The following is a 19267-nucleotide window of genomic DNA, read 5'->3' as shown; positions in this document are numbered from 1 at the left end:
GGTTCCAGGAGCTCGGCCACTATCGGTCCACCCCTCCCATGACGGGGTCGAGGCTGGCGACAGCCACCACGACGTCGGACACCATCGCGCCCTCGCAGAGGGCGGGCATGGCCTGCAGGTTGGAGAAGCTCGGGTCGCGGAAGTGCGCCCGGAACGGCTTCGTGCTGCCGTCGCTCACGACGTGCGCGCCGAGCTCGCCGCGGGGCGACTCGACCGGGACGTACGCCTGCCCCGGCGGCACCCGGAACCCCTCGGTCACCAGCTTGAAGTGGTGGATCAGGGCCTCCATGGACTGCCCCATGATGTGGCGGATGTGCTCGTTCGAGTTGCCCATGCCGTCGCTGCCGACGGCGAGCTGCGCGGGCCACGCGATCTTGGCGTCGGCCACCATCACGGGCTGGCCCTCGGTGCGCTCGAGGCGCTCGACGCACTGCTCGACGATCTTGAGGCTCTCCCACATCTCGTTGACGCGGATCCGGAACCGTCCGTACGCGTCCTTGGTGTCCCAGGTCTGCACGTCGAAGTCGTAGGTCTCGTAGCCGCAGTAGGGCTGCTTCTTGCGCAGGTCCCAGTCGTAGCCGGTGGCGCGCAGCGGCGGGCCGGTGACGCCGAGGGCGAGGCAGCCGGCGAGGTCGAGCTCGCCGACGCCGGAGAGGCGCCCCTTGAAGATCGGGTTCTCGTTGCAGAAGGCCGCGTACTCGGGCAGGTGCTTGCGCATCCAGGCGACGAGGTCGCGGACCTTGTCGAGCCCGCCCTTCGGCAGGTCCTGCGCGACGCCGCCGGGACGGATGTACGCGTGGTTCATGCGCAGGCCGGTGATCGCCTCGAAGACGTCGAGGACCATCTCGCGCTCGCGGAAGCCGATCGTCATGACCGTCAGGGCACCGATCTCCATCCCGCCGGTGGCGAGGCAGACCAGGTGCGAGGAGATGCGGTTGAGCTCCAGCATCATCACGCGGATGATGCTCGCCCGCTCGGGGATCTGGTCCTCGATGTCGAGCAGCCGCTCGACGCCCAGGCAGTAGCTCGTCTCCTGGCTGAACGGGGAGAGGTAGTCCATCCGCGTGCAGAAGGTGACGCCCTGCGTCCAGGAGCGGAACTCCATGTTCTTCTCGATGCCGGTGTGCAGGTAGCCGATGCCGCAGCGGGCCTCGGTGACCGACTCACCCTCCATCTCGAGGATCAGGCGGAGCACGCCGTGCGTCGACGGGTGCTGCGGGCCCATGTTGACGACGATCCGCTCGTCGCCGCGCTCGGCCTGGTCGTCGGCGATCGTGTCCCAGTCCTGGCCGGTCACGGTGTAGACGTGGCCCTCGGCCGTTCCGGGCTCCTCGGCGGGCCCGGTGGCGAAGGGGTCCTCGCGGGCCGCGTCGGGATCGACGGTCGCCTTGCCCTGCGCGAACGGGCCGGTGGTCGTGGTGCTCATCAGGTGTAGCTCCTGCGCTGGTCCGGCGGCGGGACGGTCGCACCGTGGTACTCCACCTCGATGCCACCGAGCGGGTAGTCCTTGCGCTGCGGGTGGCCCGGCCAGTCGTCGGGCATCAGGATGCGCGTCAGAGCGGGATGGCCGTCGAAGACGATCCCGAACATGTCGTACGTCTCCCGCTCGTGCCAGTCCGCGGCCGGGTAGGTCGGGACGACCGAGGGGATGTGCGGGTCCGCGTCCGGGGCGCTGACCTCGAGCCGGATCCGCCGGTTGTAGGTCATCGACTGCAGGTGGTAGACCGCGTGCAGCTCGCGCCCGGAGTCGGCCGGGTAGTGCACGCCGGACACGCTGCTGCAGAGCTCGAAGCGCAGGTGCGGGTCGTCGCGCAGGTGCCGGGCCAGCGTCGCGAGCTGGCCGCGGACGACGTGGAAGGTGATCTCGCCGCGGTGGACGACGACCTTCTCGATGACGTCGGAGCTGTTGGGGGCCAGGGCGCCCATCCGGTCGTAGACCTCGTCCCACCAGCCGCCGAAGGGCTGCTGCCCGGCGGAGGGGAAGTCGATGGCCCGCGAGAGCCCGCCGTAGCCGGAGGTGTCGCCGGTGCCCTTGACCCCGAACATGCCGTGCTGCACGCGCAGCACCTCGGACTCGGGCTCGACGGCCGCGACGGCCTGCTCGGTCTCGGCGACGTCCTCCGCCGCGTCGGTGGAGGCGGTGCTCACGGCGGCGCCCGCGCCGGTCTTCGAGCCGGCCTCCGTGCCCGCGTCGGGGCGGGACTCGCCCTCGGCGACGGCGCCCTTGACCGGCGCGTTCGCGTCGGACTCGCCCGTCATGCGCTCGGCCTGGGCGGCGTCCGCCTCGGCCTTGGCGTTGTCGGCGTTCTGACCCGTCGTCACCGCAGCAGGCCCTTGCGCTCGCTGTTCGCCGGGGTCTCCAGCGCCAGCTGCTCGGCCTCCTGCGCGGCGAGCGTGGCGTGGTAGCCGATCGGGGTGTTCCGCACCTTGTCGCGCAGCTTGAACATCGCGTCGATGAGCATCTCGGGCCGCGGCGGGCAGCCGGGCAGGTACATGTCGACGGGCACGACGTGGTCGACGCCCTGGACGATCGCGTAGTTGTTGAACATGCCGCCGGTGCTGGCGCAGACGCCCATGGCGAGCACCCACTTCGGGTTCGGCATCTGGTCGTAGATCTGGCGCAGGACCGGCGCCATCTTCTGGCTCACGCGCCCGGCGACGATCATCAGGTCGGCCTGGCGCGGCGAGGCGCGGAAGACCTCCTGCCCCCAGCGGCCCGAGTCGTAGCGGGGCGCGCCGTAGGTCATCATCTCGATCGCGCAGCAGGCGAGGCCGAACGTCGCCGGCCAGAACGAGGCGCTCCGCATGTAGCCGAAGATGTTCTCGACGCTGGTCAGCAGGACCCCGGTCGGCAGCTGCTCTTCTACGCCCATGTCAGGCCTCTCTCGAACGAGCGGGGGGTTTTCCGAGCGCTAGCGAGGAATTCCCATCGGGGGGTGTGGGGGGTCGTCCCCCCACATGACGCAGCCCGGGTTTCGCGAGCGCCAGCGAGCGATACCCACCGGGGGGTGTGGGGGGTCGTCCCCCCACATGACAGAGCGTCAGTCCCATTCCAGGCCCCCGCGCCTCAGCACGTAGAAGTACGCGACGAAGACGGTGACGATGAACAGCACCATCTCGACGAGCGCGAAGGTGCCCATGAGGTCGAAGCTGACGGCCCACGGGTAGAGGAAGACGATCTCGATGTCGAAGACGATGAAGAGCATCGCGGTGATGTAGTACTTCACCGGGAAGCGGCCGCCGCCGACGGGCTGGGGCGTGGGCTCGATGCCGCACTCGTACGAGTCGTACTTGGCCCGGTTGTAGCGGCTGGGGCCGACCAGCAGGCTCGTCACGACGGTGACGGCCACGAAGCCCGTGGCGATGATCAGCAGGATGACGATTCCCAGGTAGCCGCTCATCGGGGCACCCCGGAACCCGGGCACGGCGCGGCCACGCCGGTGACGGCGGACAGAACGGTCATCGTTCTCCTCCTGCGCTGGAGCCTGCTGCGGTCCTGGGACGGCGACGCCTCCCACACCCCCGACGCGGTTCCGGAGGCGCTCGTGAATTCCTTCACGAAGTACCGCGGCTCACTGTACGACTCCCCGCGCGGGAGGCGAACAGCGCCACGACAAGGAGAAACGCAGAGAATTACGCAACGTCCGCGCTGCGAAAAATCAGCGAGGTCGGGCGGGCGCCTGGGAGCGGCTGGCAGAATCGGGGCGTGGTCCGACCGTGAGCAACCGTCTCGAGCACGCCGAGGTGCTCGTCGTGGGCGCCGGTCCGGCCGGGTCCGCCGCGGCGGCGTGGGCCGCCCGTGCCGGCCTCGACGTGCTGCTGGCCGACGCCGCGCACTTCCCCCGCGACAAGGCCTGCGGCGACGGCCTCACCCCGCGCGCCATGGCCGAGCTGGACCGGCTCGGGCTCGCGGCGTGGGCGCGCGGCCGGGTGACGAACCGCGGCCTCCGCGCGCACGGCTTCGGGCAGGTCCTCGAGCTGCCCTGGCCCGGCGGCCACCTGCCGGACCACGGTTCCGCCGTGCCCCGCACCGAGCTCGACGACCGGATCCGCCGGGTCGCGGAGGAGTCGGGCGCGCGGATGCTCCTCGGCGCCCGCGCCGTCGACGTGGTGCGTGACGGGGACCGCGTCCGGTCCGTCCTCCTCGACACCGCAGAGGGGCGCGTCGAGGTCACCTGCCGCCACCTGGTCGTGGCCGACGGCGTGCGGTCCCCGCTCGGCCGGCTGCTCGGCCGGACCTGGCACCGCGAGACCGCGTACGGCGTCGCGGCCCGTGGTTACGCCGAGACCGGGCACGACGACGAGTGGATCTCCAGCCACCTCGAGCTGCGCGGCGAGCAGGGCGAGCTGCTGTCCGGCTACGGCTGGATCTTCCCGCTCGGCGGAGGCCGCGTGAACGTGGGCGTCGGGACGCTCGCGACCGCGAAGCGCCCCGCGAACGTGTCGCTGAAGCCGCTGATGCGCTACTACGCCGACGGGCAGCGCGACCGTTTCGCCCTCGGCCCCGAGGTCCGCGACCCCTCCTCCGCCCTGCTGCCCATGGGCGGTGCGGTCAGCGGCGTCGCCGGGGCCAACTGGGTCCTGGTCGGCGACGCCGCCGCTTGCGTGAACCCGCTGAACGGCGAGGGCATCGACTACGGGCTCGAGACCGGGCGGTTCGCGGCCGACCTGATCGCGAGCGGCGCGGACCCGACGCAGGCCTGGCCGGCGCTGCTGCGCGAGCACTACGGCACGTCGTTCAGCATCGCGCGGCGGCTGGCCGGGCTGATCACGGTCCCCGGGCTGCTGGCTCGGCTCGGACCGGTCGGCATGCGCTCGCGGGTGCTGATGACCGTCGCCCTGCGCGTCATGGGCAACCTCGTCACCGAGGAGGACCGCGACGTGGTCGCCCGCGCCTGGCGCCTCGCCGGCCGTGCGAGCGTCGCCGTGGAGAGCCGCCCGCCCTTCGCCTGAGGGCGTCCCCGATCTTCCGACGGTTGCACGACGGCCGACTACTCGTGCGAGACTAGTCCCGTGTCGTCCATCCGCCTCTACATCCTCGACGCGCTCGCGCGCCGTGGGGAGATGCACGGCCACCAGCTCCGGCTGCTGGCCGAGCAGGAGCACGTGCACCTCTGGACCGACTTCAGCGTCGGGGCCCTCTACGGCGCGCTGAAGCGGCTGGCGGCCGAGGGGCTGCTCGCGGAGGTCCGGACCGAGCGCGAGGGCAGCTACCCCGAGCGGCAGGTCTACGGCATCACCCCGGCCGGCCGCGAGGTCCTCGACGGGCTGCACCGCCAGCACCTGGAGCAGGTCGCCTTCCGGCCGGACCCCTTCGACCTGGCGCTGAGCCGTCCCGACCCCACCCGGCTCGACGACCTGCCCGGGGCGCTCGAGGTCCGCCTGGCCGCGCTGCGGGCCCTGCTCGAGGACACCGAGCGGCAGAACGAGCGCGCCCGCCCCTACCTCTCCCTCAGCGAGACCCACGCCCTGCTGCACCGCGAGCACCGGCTCCGCGCCGAGATCGCGTGGCACACCGACCTGGTCGCCGCACTTCCCGCCGTCGTCGCCGACGAGCGGCTCCGGGCGCAGACGCCCGAGCCGCTCCCCACCGCAGCACCCGCACACCCGAGCACCACGAAGGACACCGACCGATGACCGAACAGACCACCACCCCGGCCGCGCCGCCCGCGTACGGGGGCCCACCCGCCACCGAGGTCCCCAAGCGTTCCTGGCAGGCCCTCGTCGTGCTGCTGGCCGGCATGTTCATCGCCCTGCTGGACACGACGATCGTCAACGTGGCCCTGCCCACGATCCGCACCAGCCTGGACGCGTCCGAGGCCACGCTGAGCTGGATCATCTCCGGCTACGCGCTCGCCTTCGGCCTCGCCCTGATCCCCGCCGGTCGCGTCGGCGACCGGATCGGGCACAAGTGGGTCTTCTTCACCGGCATCGCGCTCTTCACCCTCGCGAGCGCGGCCTGCGGTCTCGCGCAGTCCGACACCCAGCTCGTCGTGTTCCGCGTGGTCCAGGGCCTGGCCGGCGGCATCTTCGTGCCCGCCGTCACCGCCTTCATCCAGCTGCTCTTCCCGGGCCGGGTCCGCGGTAAGGCGTTCGCGATCATGGGCGCCGTCATCGGCGTCTCCTCTGCGCTCGGCCCCATCGCCGGCGGCCTGATCATCCAGGCCTTCGGCGAGACGAGCGGCTGGCGGCTCGTCTTCGGCGTGAACCTGCCGATCGGCGTCGCCACCCTGGTCGCGGCGGCCCTGCTGCTGCCGACGAAGCACGCGACCGACGCCACCGCGAAGGCGGGCATCGACTGGGTCGGCCTGCTGCTGCTCACCGTCGGCCTCGTCGCCCTGCTCGTCCCCCTCATCGAGGGCCAGGACAAGGGCTGGCCGACCTGGACGTACGTCACGCTGGTCGCCGGCGTCGCGCTGCTGGTCGTGTTCGCGCTCTGGGAGGTCGCCTACACGAAGCGCGGGGCGAGCCCGCTCGTGCCGCCGCACCTCTTCAGCCACGCCTCGTTCACCGGCGGCGTCGTGCTGGCGCTCGTCTACTTCGCCGCGTTCACCAGCATCTTCTTCACGCTGTCGATCCTGTGGCAGACCGGCCTCGGGAACAGCGCGCTGGCGTCCGGCGTCGTCTCCATCCCGTTCGCGATCGGCAGCATCATCGCCTCGTCGCAGAGCAACAAGCTGGCCCAGAAGCTCGGCCGGACGGTGCTCGTCATCGGCGCCGGCCTGCTGAGCGTCGGGCTGGTCTGGCTGTGGCTGCTGCTGCGCAGCAGCGACGGCGCCGGCCTGACGCACTGGGACCTGCTCCCGCCGCTGCTGATCGCCGGGCTCGGGAACGGGGCGTTCATCGCGCCGAACGCGCAGTTCATCATCGCCACGGTCGACCGCGCCGAGGCCGGAGCGGCCAGCGGCGTGGTCTCCACCGTGCAGCGGGTCGGCAGCGCCGTGGGTATCGCGATCATCGGCAGCGTCCTCTTCGGGTCGCTGCTGATCACCGGGCCGGACACGGTCGCCTCGGGCTTCACGCACGCGGCCTCGAACGCCATGGCCGTCAGCGCCGCCTTCAGCGTGGCCGCGCTGCTGCTGGTCTTCGCCCTGCCGAAGCGCACCGGCGGGCACGCGCCCGCCGCGCCCCGGCGGGCGACGGAGGAGCTGGCGACGCCGACCGCCTGACGGACGCCTGACTGCGGACCCCGGGGCGGGTCCGGCCGCGACTACGCGGTCGGGCCCGCCCCGATCCGGTTCAGGTCGGCCGGGGTGTCGACGTCGTGCAGCGCCGCGGTGGGCAGGACGACCCTGCGCGGCGGCGGGTCCAGCGCCTCGAGCAGGCGACGGACGGACGCACCCGCCCCGCGGCTCGGGCCAGCGCCGTCGAGGACGCGTCGGGCACCGGCCGCCGTGCAGGCCACCTGGAGCGGGAAGACCTGCCCGTCGTCACCGACGGCCATGACGAGGTCAGCGTCGTCGAGCGCCGCCAGCAGCAGCGGCACCGCGGTCCCGGCGGCCGGGGCGTCGCCCGGGAGCGTGCTGATCGCCTCGGCCCCGCCGTCGAGCGCTGCGGTCAGGCCCGCGACCAGGGCGGCGGCCGGACCGCCGCCGGGCGGGTCCTCGCGCACGAAGCGGACGGGCCGACGCACCGCCCGCTCAGGACCGACGACCAGGACCGGCAGGGCCTCGGGGACCGAGCCGAGGGTGGCGTCGAGGAGCGGTCGTCCGTCGAGGTCGGCCTCGAGCTTGTCGCTGCCGAACCGTCGGGACGCGCCGCCGGCCAGCACGACGACCCAGGTCCCGGGCACGCTCAGACGGGGTCGGGCGAGGCGGTCGGCGAGGCCGACCGGCCGAGGTCGGGCTTGGCGAGGGCGGGCTTGACCAGAGCACTGATCATCGGCGCCAGCTTGGACTGGGCCTCGGCCCACTCGGCCTCGGGGTCGGAGCCCGCCACGATCCCGCAGCCCGCGAACAGCCGGATGCGGCGCGGGTCGGTCTCGTCGAGGATCCCGCAGCGCAGGGCGATGGCCCACTCCCCCGCACCGCTGGCGTCCGTCCAGCCCACCGGACCGGCGTAGCGCTCGCGGTCGAGGTGCTCGAGGCCCGCGATGAGCTCGCGCGCCGAGTCGGTCGGCGTGCCGCAGACCGCGGCGCTCGGGTGCAGCGCGGCGGCCAGGCCGAGCGCGGTGACGCCCGGCGCGACGGCGGCGGTCACGTCGCTGGCCAGGTGCAGCACGTTGGGCAGCTCGAGGACGTACGGGTGCTCGGGGACGTTGAGCGCCGTGCAGAAGGGTTCGAGGGCGGCCGCCACGGACGCCACGGCGTACTCGTGCTCCTCGAGGTCCTTGCTCGACCGGGACAGGGCGTCGGCGCGTGCCAGGTCCGTGCGCCCGTCGCCCGTCCGCTGGATGGTGCCCGCGAGCACCCGGGAGGTGGCGAGGCCGGCCTCGAGCCGGATCAGCATCTCCGGGGTCGAGCCGACCAGGCCGTCGACGAGGTAGGTCCAGCACCGCGGATAGGTCTCGCTGAGCCGTCCGACGAGCCAGCGCGGGTCGAGGTCCTCCTGCGCGACGGCGACCAGGTCGCGGGCCAGCACCACCTTGTCGAGCAGACCGCCCGCGATGCCGTGGACCGCGCGCGACACGGCCGTGCGCCACTGCTCGGGCGTCAGCGAACCGCCCTCGAACCGCACGCCCTCCGGCCCGACGGGCGGGGTGGACGCGACGGGCGCGGGACGTTCCTCGTCGGCCTCGAGGCCGATCTGGGTGAGCCAGGCCCGTCCGCCCCGGCGTCCGAGGACGGTGCGGGGCACGACCATGCCCGACGACGCGGCGGTGTTGTCGGGGTCGAAGACGAAGCTGCCGAAGGCGACGAGTCCGCTGCCCGGCAGGGTCACGTCCAGGTCGGACTCGACGTCGCTCTCGGCGACCAGCCCGGTCCACCACTCCTCGGCGTCGCCCGGCCCGGCGGCCTTGTGCCGCACGACCTCGCCGAAGGCGACCATCCCGTCGCCGCCACGGAGCCAGGCCACCGCGTCGGTCTCGGGGAGTAGCGCGACGAGCGGTCCGGGGTCGGGCACCGCGACGGTGCGGACCCGCAGCCGCGGGGGGACCGGGGTCGCCCCTGCCGGACTGCTCACGTCTCCAGGGTAGTGCGCTCCTAGGGTGGTGGATCATGACGAGCAACCCGGCCTTCCGTGACGTCCGACGCACCGCAGGGTCCGGGCGGTGACGCTCGCCACGACGGCCGACCTGCTGGCCGACGCGTACGCGCGCGGCACCGGTCTCGCCGCCCTCAACGTGATCACCCTCGAGCAGGCCGAGGGCACCGTGCTCGGCGCCGAGCAGGCGGGCCTGCCGATCGTGCTGCAGGTCAGCCAGAACGCGGCGAAGTTCCACCTCGACGACCCGGCCCCGCTCACGGCCGCGCTCCTCGCGCTGGCCCGGACCAGCCAGGTCGACGTCGCGCTGCACCTCGACCACGTCACGCAGGTGGACCTCCTCCACCGCACGGCCGAGTGCGGCTTCAGCTCCGTGATGTTCGACGCCGGGCCGCTGCCGTACGAGGAGAACGTCGCGGCCACGCTCGACGCCACGCGGTGGGCGCACGAGCACGGCCTGCTCATCGAGGCCGAGCTCGGCTACGTCGGCGGCAAGGCCAGCCAGGTCGAGAGCGCCCACGGGACCGGCGTCCGCACCGACCCGGAGCAGGCCGCCGCGTACGTGGCCGCCACCGGGGTCGACGCGCTCGCGGTCGCCGTCGGCAGCCGGCACGCCATGACCACCGCCGACGCCGAGCTGGACCTCGACCTCGTCGCCCGGCTCCGTGCCGCCGTCGACGTGCCGCTGGTCCTGCACGGGTCGTCTGGGGTGCCCCAGCCCACCATCGCCGCCGCCGTCGTCGCGGGGATGACCAAGGTCAACATCGGCACGATCACGACGGTCGCCTTCACGCAGGCCATCCGGCAGCACCTGGCGGACGTGCCGAAGGTGACCGACCCCCGGCAGTACCTGACGCCGGCCCGCAAGGCCGTCAGCGGGGTGGTCGCCGAGCTCGTCTCGACGGTCGCCCTCGCGGGCACCCGCTCCTCCTGACCAGCACCACCCTCAGCAGAACCCGGACCACACCTACAGAGAAGAGGCTCGTCCCGTGCGCGGTGTCTACCTGCCCGGCCACTCCGACGTCGACATCAAGGACGTGCCCGACCCGGTCCCCGGACCCGGCCAGGTGCTGCTCGCGATGAAGGCGTCGACCATCTGCGGTTCCGACATCCGCGCCATCTACCGCGAGCACCTGCAGGGCGACCCCGCGGAGATGTACCAGGACGTCGTCGCCGGGCACGAGCCCGCGGGCGAGGTCGTCGCCGTCGGCCCGGACGCGGTCCGGCTCAAGGTCGGCGACCGCGTCTGCGTCTACCACATCAGCGGTTGCGGCCAGTGCGACGACTGCGTCCGCGGCTACCAGATCAGCTGCTCGTCGCCGCGCCGCGCGGCGTACGGGTGGCAGCGCGACGGCGGCCACGCCGACCTCATCCTGACCGAGGAGCGCGACTGCGTCGTGCTGCCCGACTTCGTGACGTTCCTGGACGGGGCCTGCGTCGCCTGCGGCTTCGGCACCGCGTACGAGGGTCTGCTGCGGGCCAACGTCAGCGGCCGCGACAGCCTCGCCGTCGTGGGCCTCGGCCCGGTCGGCCTCGCCGCCGGCCTGCTCGGCGGCAAGCTCGGGGCCGTCCCACGGATCGGGGTCGACCCGAGCCCGGAGCGCCGCGCGCTGGCCCTGGAGCTGGGGGCCGTCGACGCCGCCTACGCGCCCGATCGGGCCGCCGACGCCCTCGACGTCCTCGGGGCCGGCGCGCACGTCGCCATCGACTGCTCCGGCAGCGCCCCGGGACGCGCGACGGCGATCAGCCTGCTCCGCGCCCGCGGCCGCATGGTGCTGGTCGGCGAGGGCAACGGGCTCACGGTCGACGAGGTCAGCCCGACCCTGATCCACCCGTCGATCACGATCATCGGGTCCTGGGTCACGAGCCTCGAGCACATGCGCGAGCTGGTCGAGCGCCTGCCCGTGTGGGACCTGCACCCCGAGGTGATCGTCACCGACACCTTCGGCATCGACGAGGCCGACGCGGCGTACAAGCTCGCCGCCGAGGGCCGCGCCGGCAAGGTCGCGCTCGTCCCCTGACCGGTGGGCCGTCGGCCCGGGGCCTCGTGGTCCCGGGCCGGACGGCTCGTCCGACCGGTCCGGGTGGCCCCGGCTCCGGCCTCAGTTCTGGCAGGGCTGGTTGGCCATGCCCTTGGCGCCCTTGCTGTTGTTGCAGCCGACGACGTTCCCGTCGTTCACGAACGGCAGGTGCACCACGTAGCCGGGGGGCGGCTCGACGACGGAGTTGTCGTAGACGATGTTGCCCACGCCGTAGCTGCCGTCGTCGGTGTTCCAGATCTGGATGGCGTCCTCGGGGCTGCGGGGAGCCGTGTTGCCGGAGATCACCCACCCGCTGCCCATCACCTGGATCAGCGAGTCCGCGTCGTCGGCGGTGATGGCGCCGCCGTCGAGGGTGTTCTTCCACATGGTGCCGTCGTTGGTGCCGGCCTTGGCCTCGATCGACTCCGCCGTGTTGTTGCGGATGTCGTTGAACGCGACGACGTTGCGGTCGCTCGTGTCGGGCTGGCAGTCGTTGTAGAGGCACCAGTTGCCCTGTGCGGTGCCGATGTAGACGCCCTCGCCGTAGTTCTTGGCGTTCAGCCCGGTGGTGTCGATCGAGTTGCCGATCACCGTGCTGTCCCGGGTCTGGTTCTTGAGGTGGATCGCCTCGTCGCCGATCTGCTCCACCCGGAGGTCGGCGATCGTGACGTTCTTGGCGTACTGGACGGACACGCCCTTCTGCACGTTCCGCACGGTCATGCCGGCGAGGACGAGGTTGTTCGCCCCGTTCACCCGGATCCCGTAGCCCTTCGTGAAGTCGCCGTTGTCGATCACGGCGGTGCGGGGCCCGCAGATCCACATCGGCTTGTCGGCCGTGGCCTTGGTGCTGATCACGACGTTCGCCGCGTACGTCCCGGGCGCGAGCTGGATCACCGTGCCCGACGTGCCGGCCGCGACGGCCGCTGTGAGCTCCTTGCTGTTGGTCACCTTCTTCGTCGCCGCCGGGCAGGTGCTGTAGCGGAGGGGGTAGGCGAGGTACGGGTCTGCCCCCGTGGTCAGCACGGCGGCGACCGAGGCGCGCGAGTCGTTCCCGGTGGTGTCGCGGGCCACGACCGTCCAGGAGTAGCTGGCGGCGTCCGCCAGACCGACGTCGGTGAAGGTCGTCGTCGCCGGGTCGGTCGTGCCGACGAGGACGTCGGCGGTCGAGCCGGCGGCCCGGCGCAGCAGGCGGTAGGTCGCGACGTCGCGGTCCGGGCTCTTCGTCCAGGCCAGCGTCGCGCCGGTCCGCGTCGGCGTGGCCGTCAGGGTCGCGGGCGACGCCGGGGCGTAGATGTCGGGCGCGACCAGGGAGTCGAGGGTGATCCGGCTGCCCGTGGACGCCGCGTTCCGCTTGCCGGTCCACACGATCCGCAGGGTGTGCCCGGTCTCGGGCAGGCCCTTGACCTCGTAGACGTTCTGCCCGGTCCTCGTGGCCGCGGAGTAGAGGTCGACCGTGGTCGTCTTCTTCCCGTCGAGGTAGACGTCCGCCGTCCCCGAGTAGCTGTTGGTCCGCGCGATCCAGCGGATGCCGCTGGTCGCGAAGGACAGCTCGGTGTAGCCCGCGCTGTTCAGGAACGAGGACGAGCCGCCGCTGTCGTTGCTCGACTCCACCCGCTCCCAGGCGCCCGTCTTGGTCACGCTGGCGTCGTCGTCCTGGTAGGTCCCGGCCGGCAGCGCGGCCATCGGGACCGTCCCGCTGACGACGGCCGAGCGCGCCGACTCGTTGCCGCTGCTGTCCACGGCGGTGACCTGGTAGCGGAAGGTGGCCCCCGGCTGCAGCCCCTCGTCCACCGCGTCGCTGTCGTCCGCGGTCTGGGTCGAGAGCAGGGTCAGCGTCCCGGACGCCGTGCCCCGGTAGACGCGGTAGGCGCTGACGTCGGTCTCGGGGCTGGGGGTCCAGCGCAGGTCCATGCCGCCGGGCTTCGGCGCCACGGCCAGGTCGCGCGGGGCGGACGGCGGGTAGACGTCGGTGGCGACGAAGGCGTCGAGCATGATCCCGGAACCGCGCGAGGCGGCGTTCTTCGCGCCCGTCCGGACGATCCGGAGCGTGTGCGGCGTCTCGGGCAGGCCCTTGGCCTCGTAGACGACCTGCTGGAACCTCGTGGTCGACGAGTAGAGGTCGACCGTGGCCGTCTTCACGCCGTCGAGGTAGACGTCGGCGGTGCCGGAGTAGTTGTTCAGGCGGCTGATCCAGCGGACCCCGCTCGTGTCGAACGACACCTGCGCGTAGCCGTCGGTGGTGAGGGCGCCGTACGACCCGCCGGACTCGAGGGTGGAGGGGATGACGGACCAGTCGCCGACGAGGGTGACGGCGGGGTCGTCGTTCTCGTAGCGCCCGGCGCCCTTCGGCTGGACGGGGATCGTCACGGACGCCGTGCGCGAGGAGGCGGACGCGTTGCCGGAGGTGTCGACCGCGACGACGTCGTAGACGAGCGTGTCACCCTGCGTGCGGGCCGGCACGGTGAGCGTGGTGGTTCCGGCGGCCGGGCTGCCCACCAGCGTGCGGGCACCGTTCGCGCCGACGCGCTCGTAGACCCGGTAGCCCTGGAGGTCGGCCTCGCCGCTGGCGGACCACGTGACCACGGCGTCGGTGCCCGAGGCCACGGCCTTGACGCCGGCCGGCGCCGCGGGTGCGGTGACGTCGGGGACGACGAAGGCGTCGAGGGTGATCGCCGCGGTGCGCGCGGCCGCGTTCCTGTTCCCGGTCCAGACCACCCGCACCGTGTGCGGCGCCTCGGGCAGGCCCTTGGCCTCCCAGACGACCTGCTGCGGCTTCGTGGTGGCCGAGTAGAGGTCGACGCTGGCCTGCTTGACCCCGTCGAGGTAGACGTCGGCGATGCCCGAGGCGGCGTCGGTGCGGGTGACCCAGCGGACCCCGGAGGTCCGGAAGGAGAGCTGGGCGTAGCCGGCCGACGGGAGCGACGCGTACGAGCCGCCCAGGTCCGCGCTCGAGGTGACCTTCGTCCAGGCGCCGCGGAGCCCGACGGCCGCGTTCGTGTCGTCGTACGTGCCCGCGTCGCGCGGGGAGAGCGGCAGGGTCACCGAGGTGCTCGCCGAGGGGGCGGAGACGTTGCCGGAGGTGTCCACCGCCACGACGTCGTAGACGTCGGTCTCGCCCGGCTGCCGGCCGGGGTCCGTCGCGCTCCGGGTCTTCGCCGTGGTGGTAGCGAGGAGCGTGCGGTCACCGCCCGCCCCCACCCGCCGGTAGACGCGGTAGGCGCTGACGTCGCTCTCGGCGTTCGCCGCCCAGGTGAGCGTCACGTCGTCGCCCGAGACCTTCGTCGCGAGGCCGGTCGGGGCGGCCGGCGCCTGGACGTCGGGGGCGACGAAGGCGTCGAGCTGGATGTTCTTGCCGCTGGACCTCGCGTTCTTCCTGCCGGTCCGGACGACCTTGATCGTGTGGGTCTTCTCGGGCAGGCCGGCCACCTCGTAGACGACCTGCTGGGTCTTCGTCGTCGGCGAGTAGAGGTCGACGGTGGCCTTCTTGACGTCGTCGACGTAGACGTCGGCGATCCCCGAGGCGCTGCTGGTCCGCGAGACCCAGCGGACGCCGGAGGTCGTGAACGACAGCTTGGCGTAGCCGGAGGAGCTCAGCGTCCGGATCGAGCCGCCCGAGTACGTGCTCGACTTCGAGGTCTTCCAGGTGCCCTTGTAGGAGATCTTGGAGGAGGAGTTCTCCCACGTCCCCGGGCCGACGACGCCCGCCGCCTGCGCCGGGGCGGCGGGGACGAGCACGGCGCCGATCACGGCGAGCGCGGTCACCGCACCCGTACCGGCGAAGCGCTTCGCGCGCACGGGTCTGGACGGCAGGGCGGGGGTGGGACGCATGCGGGGGGCCTCCGAGGACGAGCCGCCCCCGCGACTGCTGGTTCACACTTCACTGCGCTGCCGGCTGGACGTGGCGGGCGCGGACGAAGCGTAGGAAGCGGGTCGTCCGGAAGGTGCCGCTGCTGACGAGAACTCAGTCCTGAGAGGTCTCTCAGGCGAGCGGAACTGTCGCTCCCAAAGCCTGGAGTCCTATCAGGACGAAGAAGTGCACAGCGGTGCACTGCTCGATGCTCGTCCTTCTTCTTAGGTTCACTTCGCCGACGACGAGGGGTCGAGCAGGGTCGCCGTGGGACCCGTCAGCGCTTGCGCTGCTTGGCGATCGTGTTCTGGGCCTCGCGCTCGCGCTTCTGCAGCTCGACCTGGCGCTGCGCGTCCTGCTGGCGGGCGCGCATCGAGTCGGCGTCGAACGAGTTGAACAGCACGAGCGCGGTGATCGCCTCGATGGCCAGCGACCACAGGGGCGAGAAGCCGAGCAGCATCGGCGCGGTCGCCAGCAGGCAGACGTCGAAGCCGCGGAAGAGGTTCGTGACGAGGCCCGGGGGCAGCGCGCCGGCCTGCGTCGACACCATCGGCTTGCTGAAGTCGACGCCCTTGGCCTGGGTCCAGCGGATGGCCGCGAGCAGCCCGGCACCCGCGGTCGCCACGGCCATCAGCGAGGCGGTCCCGAAGGGCCGGTCCACCCCTCCCGCGACGCCGACGAACGCGGGCGCCACGAGCACGGCCCAGACGGCCGCGAGGATCGCCGGGACCGTGACCATCGACATCTTGATCTGGGCCATGGAGAAGGGCAGGCAGCGCGCGAGCCCGCCGGAGCGGGTCAGGACGCGGAGCCCGTTGAGCATCGGCACGGTCGCGCCGAACAGCGCCAGCGCGCCGAACACGGCGGTGACGGCGCTCAGCCCGAGCGCCTCGGAGGCGTAGGGGACGACGAGCGTCCCGGCCCAGCCGACGAGCGGCTGCGGGAAGCGGCGGAGGCGCTGCCACTCGCGCCAGGTGAGCGCCTGCAGGCCCTCGCCGTGGCCGCGCCGGGGCGTGACGTGGCCGATCTCCATCGTCCGGCGCTGCACGACGATGTCGCGCGCCAGCCCGATGTCGAGGGCGAAGAACGCACCGGAGATGCCGCGCACGAGCGACCCGCCGCTGACCAGCCGCGTCCGCCGGATGGAGGCGAGCCGGCGTACGGCGAGCACACCGGCCACGAGCAGGACCACCACCGCGAGCGCGGCGACGGCGCCGCCGATCTCCGTGCCCAGCGTCGAGTCCAGCGCGAGGGTGAGCCGGTCGGCCGCCACGCCGACCACCCCGAGGAGCACGACCACGGCGAGGAGCCCGAAGACGAACGACGCCGCGCGGCTCAGCTTGTGCCGTTCACGGCCCTGCTGCGCGGCGGCCGCGGCGACGGAGGCGGACGCGGCGACGCCGGTGGCGACCGCCCACACCGCGGCCTCGAGCCCGCCGGAGCCGGTGAGCAGGGAGACGAGCCCCCCGATGAGACCCCCGCCCACGAACGCGACCAGCAGGGCGGCGACGAGGCGCGAGCGCAGCAGCTTGGAGCGCGAGATCGGGGCGTCGAGCAGCCAGAAGCCCTCGGCGGCCGAGGCGAGCACCGGACCGAACAACCGGGCGACGGCCAGCGCGGTCGCGACGGCCGCGAGCACCGCGGCCCAGGGCAGCAGGGCGCGTGCGGAGAGGCAGGAGGCGGTGTCGCAGCCCGCCACCACGCGCTGCGCCTTGAGGATGACGTTCACCGTCATCGCGCCGATCATCAGGGCGGCGATCACGGCGACGTACGCGTCGCTCAGCGCCTGACCCAGGTTGCGGGTGGCACGGCCGCGGCGCCAGTCCTTCATCAGCCCGCGCAGCTCGCGGGTCGAGGCGGGCGTCAGGACGGGCGGCGCGGGCGGCTCGGGCCCGTCGACCTCGTCGACGTCGGTGGCACTCATCCGCGCGGCGCCCCGAGCGTCACGGTGCGGGTCGCGACGCTCTCGACGAGGGTCGGCTCGTGGCTCGCGAAGACGATGGCCAGGCCCTGCTGACGCTCGGCCTGCAGCCGGCGCGACAGCCAGCCGATGCCCTCGACGTCCAGGCGCTGCTCGGGCTCGTCGAGGATCAGCAGCCGGCGCGGCCGGACGAAGGCGGTGGCGAGCGCGAGGCGGCGGCGCTGGCCGGAGGACAGGGTGCCGGGGAGCTGGCCGGACTGCGGCACCAGCTGCACCTCCTCGAGGACCTCGTCGACCTGGGCGTCCGGGTCGGTGATGCCGTGCGCGCGGGCCAGCAGGTCGAGGTGCTCCACGACGGAGAGGTCGGGGAAGAAGTCGAGGTCGTCGATCACGGTGGCCACGTCGCGGCGCACCTGCGGGTCCGTCTCCGACATCGGGTTGCCGCAGACCTCGATCGTCCCCTCGTCGGGGCGGTCGGCCCCGACGAGGCAGCGGAGCAGCGTCGACTTGCCGGCGCCGTTGCGTCCGGTGAGCGCGATCGCCTCGCCCGCCCGCACCTCGAGGTTGAACTTGTCGAAGATCGTGTTGGGTCCGAAGGCACGGCGCAGGCCGGTCACCTTGAGCACGGTCGCGCGTTTGGCCACCGGAGAAGTGTGCCTCAGCCGTGGTCGACCAATCCCTGACGACGCGGTCACCGAACCATCCCCGACGCGCACGGACGACCGTCCTGCCGTTCGAGCTCCAGGGGGGAGGGTCACGGTGTCCGCACAGCTGCTGGAGGCGCCGTTCCGCCTCCCGACCACCGGTCCGGGGTACGGTCGCCGCGTGAACCTGCGCGTCGTCGCCGACGGACCGGAGCCCTCCGGCCCGTCCGACGACGCTGCCGCCGCGAGCGCCAGGGCCGACCGAGTGCAGGAGGCGGCCGAGCTGGCCGACCTCCTCCGGCGCGTGGCCCGCGGCGACGCCGACGCCTTCGCGCTCCTCTACGACGCCACCTCGACCCGCACGTACGGGGTCGTCTGGCGCGTGCTCCGCTCCGCCGACCACGCCGCCGAGGTGACCCAGGAGGTCTACACGGAGGTCTGGCGGCAGGCGGCACGCTTCGAGGAGTCGAAGGGTTCCGTGACCGCGTGGATCACGACGATGGCCCATCGCCGGGCGATCGACCGCGTACGTTCGGTGACGAGCGAGGTCGCGCGGGACGAGCACTACGCACGGGCCGAGCCCGGTCGCGAGATCGACCACGTGTGGGAGGGCGTCTCCGAGCGGCTCGACGCGGACCGCGTCCGCAAGGGCCTGGAGTCGCTGACGCCGATCCAGCGCGAGGCGCTGACGCTGGCCTACTTCGGCGGCTACACGCAGAGCCAGGTGGCCGAACGGCTCAAGGTCCCGCTGGGGACCGTCAAGACCCGCATCCGCGACGGTCTGATCAGTCTGCGCAACACGTTGGGGGTGGAGTCGTGAACGAGATCCACGACCTCGCCGCCGCGTACGCCCTCGACGCCCTGGACCCGACGGAGCAGCAGGAGTTCGAGCTGCACCTCGCCGGCTGCGCGGACTGCCGCGCTGAGGTCGCCGAGTTCGGCGAGGTCGCCTCCGACCTCGTCCTGACCGCGTCGGCGCCGCCGCCCCCGCCCGAGCTGCGCGCGGCGATCCTCGCCGCCGTCGTCGGCGTCGAGCAGCTGCCCCCGGCCCCCGGCCGGCCCCGACGGGCGATGCCCGCGAGCGCGCAGGAGGAGTCCGAGGACGGGCCGGACGCCGTGCCGGTCCCGGCCCTCTCCCCCGCACGCGCCACCGCCGACCCCGTCGACGAGCTGGCGGTGCGACGCGCCAACCGCCGGGCACGCGTGCTGTCGGTCCTCGTCGCGGCCGTGTCGGTCCTCGCCCTCGCACTGGGTGGCGTCGTCTACTCCCTCGCCCGCCAGCCGGAGGCGCCGGTCGCCGGGCCCCCGGCCACGCAGGCACCCGAGGTGGACCCGTCCCTGCTCGCGGCGCCGGACGCCGAGATCCTGCCGACGACCCTGTCGAACGGCGCCCAGGTCTCCTTCGTCGTCTCCAAGAGCCAGAACCGTGCGGCCTTCGTCAGCACCGACCTGCCGCTGCCCGGCGCCGGGAACGAGTACCACCTGTGGACGCTCAAGGGCGACACGGTGGTCCGGCCCGACAGCACCCTGCCGGGCGGGGCGAACCAGACACAGCTGTTCACGGGGCCGGTCGCCGACTCGACCGCGCTCGCCGTGAACATCGAGCCGGCCGGGTCCGACCCGGCCGCGCCGACCACGCCGGTCCTCGGCGCCGTCAAGATCTGACGCCGGTCCCGCCCACCGCTCCGGC

At 73.0% G+C, this 19267-nt stretch carries 16 protein-coding genes; 7 read left to right on the top strand and 9 right to left on the bottom strand.

The features are described from left to right. Window positions 1-19 precede the first annotated feature (19 nt). The 4 genes from ABD665_RS21555 to ABD665_RS21540 form a co-directional block, all read right to left on the bottom strand. A complete protein-coding gene (locus tag ABD665_RS21555; protein ID WP_204910999.1) occupies window positions 20-1426 on the bottom strand; it encodes an NADH-quinone oxidoreductase subunit D in 1407 nt (468 codons plus the stop codon). Further along, window positions 1426-2259: an NADH-quinone oxidoreductase subunit C gene (locus ABD665_RS21550; protein WP_204913781.1), complete on the bottom strand. Its 834-nt coding sequence runs from the start codon at window positions 2257-2259 to the stop codon at window positions 1426-1428. The genes ABD665_RS21555 and ABD665_RS21550 overlap by 1 nt, the downstream gene beginning before the upstream one ends. Window positions 2260-2318: 59 nt before the next feature. Next, on the bottom strand, window positions 2319-2873 hold the full coding sequence (locus ABD665_RS21545; protein WP_204910998.1) for an NADH-quinone oxidoreductase subunit NuoB: 555 nt from the start codon (window positions 2871-2873) through the stop codon (window positions 2319-2321). Between the two features lie 168 nt (window positions 2874-3041). Then, complete coding sequence (locus ABD665_RS21540) at window positions 3042-3401, bottom strand: NADH-quinone oxidoreductase subunit A (protein ID WP_204910997.1); 360 nt, start codon at window positions 3399-3401, stop codon at window positions 3042-3044. Between the two features lie 316 nt (window positions 3402-3717). On the opposite strand from ABD665_RS21540, the gene ABD665_RS21535 reads away from it, so the two are divergent. Genes ABD665_RS21535 through ABD665_RS21525 form a run of 3 tightly spaced genes read left to right on the top strand, consistent with a single transcriptional unit; the run spans window position 3718 to window position 7169 of the window. After that, on the top strand, window positions 3718-4953 hold the full coding sequence (locus tag ABD665_RS21535) for a geranylgeranyl reductase family protein (RefSeq protein ID WP_204910996.1): 1236 nt from the start codon (window positions 3718-3720) through the stop codon (window positions 4951-4953). A 60-nt stretch (window positions 4954-5013) separates the two neighbouring features. Then, window positions 5014-5637 (top strand): helix-turn-helix transcriptional regulator, encoded by a 624-nt coding sequence (locus tag ABD665_RS21530; protein WP_204910995.1) that lies wholly within the window; start codon window positions 5014-5016, stop codon window positions 5635-5637. Further along, on the top strand, window positions 5634-7169 hold the full coding sequence (locus ABD665_RS21525) for a DHA2 family efflux MFS transporter permease subunit (protein ID WP_204910994.1): 1536 nt from the start codon (window positions 5634-5636) through the stop codon (window positions 7167-7169). The genes ABD665_RS21530 and ABD665_RS21525 overlap by 4 nt, the downstream gene beginning before the upstream one ends. Window positions 7170-7210: 41 nt before the next feature. Here the strand turns inward: ABD665_RS21525 and mobA are convergent, their stop codons facing one another. Further along, window positions 7211-7792 (bottom strand): NTP transferase domain-containing protein, encoded by a 582-nt coding sequence (gene mobA, locus ABD665_RS21520; protein WP_204910993.1) that lies wholly within the window; start codon window positions 7790-7792, stop codon window positions 7211-7213. Window positions 7793-7794: 2 nt separating this feature from the next. Further along, window positions 7795-9123, bottom strand: coding sequence for an isochorismate synthase (locus ABD665_RS21515; RefSeq protein WP_204910992.1), 1329 nt, complete (start codon window positions 9121-9123; stop codon window positions 7795-7797). A gap of 88 nt (window positions 9124-9211) precedes the next feature. On the opposite strand from ABD665_RS21515, the gene ABD665_RS21510 reads away from it, so the two are divergent. Beyond that, window positions 9212-10078, top strand: coding sequence for a class II fructose-bisphosphate aldolase (locus ABD665_RS21510; RefSeq protein WP_204910991.1), 867 nt, complete (start codon window positions 9212-9214; stop codon window positions 10076-10078). 55 nt (window positions 10079-10133) lie between these two features. Next, window positions 10134-11165 (top strand): zinc-dependent alcohol dehydrogenase family protein, encoded by a 1032-nt coding sequence (locus tag ABD665_RS21505; RefSeq protein ID WP_344743094.1) that lies wholly within the window; start codon window positions 10134-10136, stop codon window positions 11163-11165. Window positions 11166-11246: 81 nt separating this feature from the next. On the opposite strand, the gene ABD665_RS21500 is transcribed toward ABD665_RS21505, so the two are convergent. The 3 genes from ABD665_RS21500 to ABD665_RS21490 all read right to left on the bottom strand — a co-directional run bounded on the left by ABD665_RS21500 (window position 11247) and on the right by ABD665_RS21490 (window position 17577). Continuing rightward, window positions 11247-14993 (bottom strand): fibronectin type III domain-containing protein, encoded by a 3747-nt coding sequence (locus ABD665_RS21500; RefSeq protein ID WP_204910990.1) that lies wholly within the window; start codon window positions 14991-14993, stop codon window positions 11247-11249. Window positions 14994-15289: 296 nt separating this feature from the next. Next, complete coding sequence (locus ABD665_RS21495) at window positions 15290-16936, bottom strand: DUF6297 family protein (RefSeq protein WP_204910989.1); 1647 nt, start codon at window positions 16934-16936, stop codon at window positions 15290-15292. Continuing rightward, complete coding sequence (locus ABD665_RS21490; protein ID WP_204910988.1) at window positions 16933-17577, bottom strand: ATP-binding cassette domain-containing protein; 645 nt, start codon at window positions 17575-17577, stop codon at window positions 16933-16935. Before ABD665_RS21490 ends, ABD665_RS21495 begins: the two co-directional genes overlap by 4 nt. A 181-nt stretch (window positions 17578-17758) precedes the next feature. Between ABD665_RS21490 and sigK the strand changes: the two genes are divergently transcribed. Then, complete coding sequence (sigK, locus tag ABD665_RS21485) at window positions 17759-18397, top strand: ECF RNA polymerase sigma factor SigK (RefSeq protein ID WP_344743091.1); 639 nt, start codon at window positions 17759-17761, stop codon at window positions 18395-18397. After that, window positions 18394-19242 (top strand): anti-sigma factor domain-containing protein, encoded by an 849-nt coding sequence (locus ABD665_RS21480; protein WP_204913778.1) that lies wholly within the window; start codon window positions 18394-18396, stop codon window positions 19240-19242. Before sigK ends, ABD665_RS21480 begins: the two co-directional genes overlap by 4 nt. The last annotated feature ends 25 nt before the right edge of the window (window positions 19243-19267 follow it).

It is taken from the genome of Microlunatus spumicola (assembly GCF_039536445.1).
Taxonomy (GTDB): domain Bacteria; phylum Actinomycetota; class Actinomycetes; order Propionibacteriales; family Propionibacteriaceae; genus Microlunatus; species Microlunatus spumicola.
The sequence above is the reverse complement of the archived record's forward strand: the minus strand, read 5'-3'. Positions and strand labels throughout refer to the sequence as shown.

Coding starts and splice junctions, on each gene's coding strand:
- ABD665_RS21555 (WP_204910999.1), bottom strand. CDS start 1,426: ATGAGCACCACGACCACCGGCCCGTTCGCGCAGGGCAAGGCGACCGTC.
- ABD665_RS21550 (WP_204913781.1), bottom strand. CDS start 2,259: ATGACGGGCGAGTCCGACGCGAACGCGCCGGTCAAGGGCGCCGTCGCC.
- ABD665_RS21500 (WP_204910990.1), bottom strand. CDS start 14,993: ATGCGTCCCACCCCCGCCCTGCCGTCCAGACCCGTGCGCGCGAAGCGC.
- ABD665_RS21545 (WP_204910998.1), bottom strand. CDS start 2,873: ATGGGCGTAGAAGAGCAGCTGCCGACCGGGGTCCTGCTGACCAGCGTC.
- ABD665_RS21525 (WP_204910994.1), top strand. CDS start 5,634: ATGACCGAACAGACCACCACCCCGGCCGCGCCGCCCGCGTACGGGGGC.
- ABD665_RS21540 (WP_204910997.1), bottom strand. CDS start 3,401: ATGAGCGGCTACCTGGGAATCGTCATCCTGCTGATCATCGCCACGGGC.
- ABD665_RS21495 (WP_204910989.1), bottom strand. CDS start 16,936: ATGAGTGCCACCGACGTCGACGAGGTCGACGGGCCCGAGCCGCCCGCG.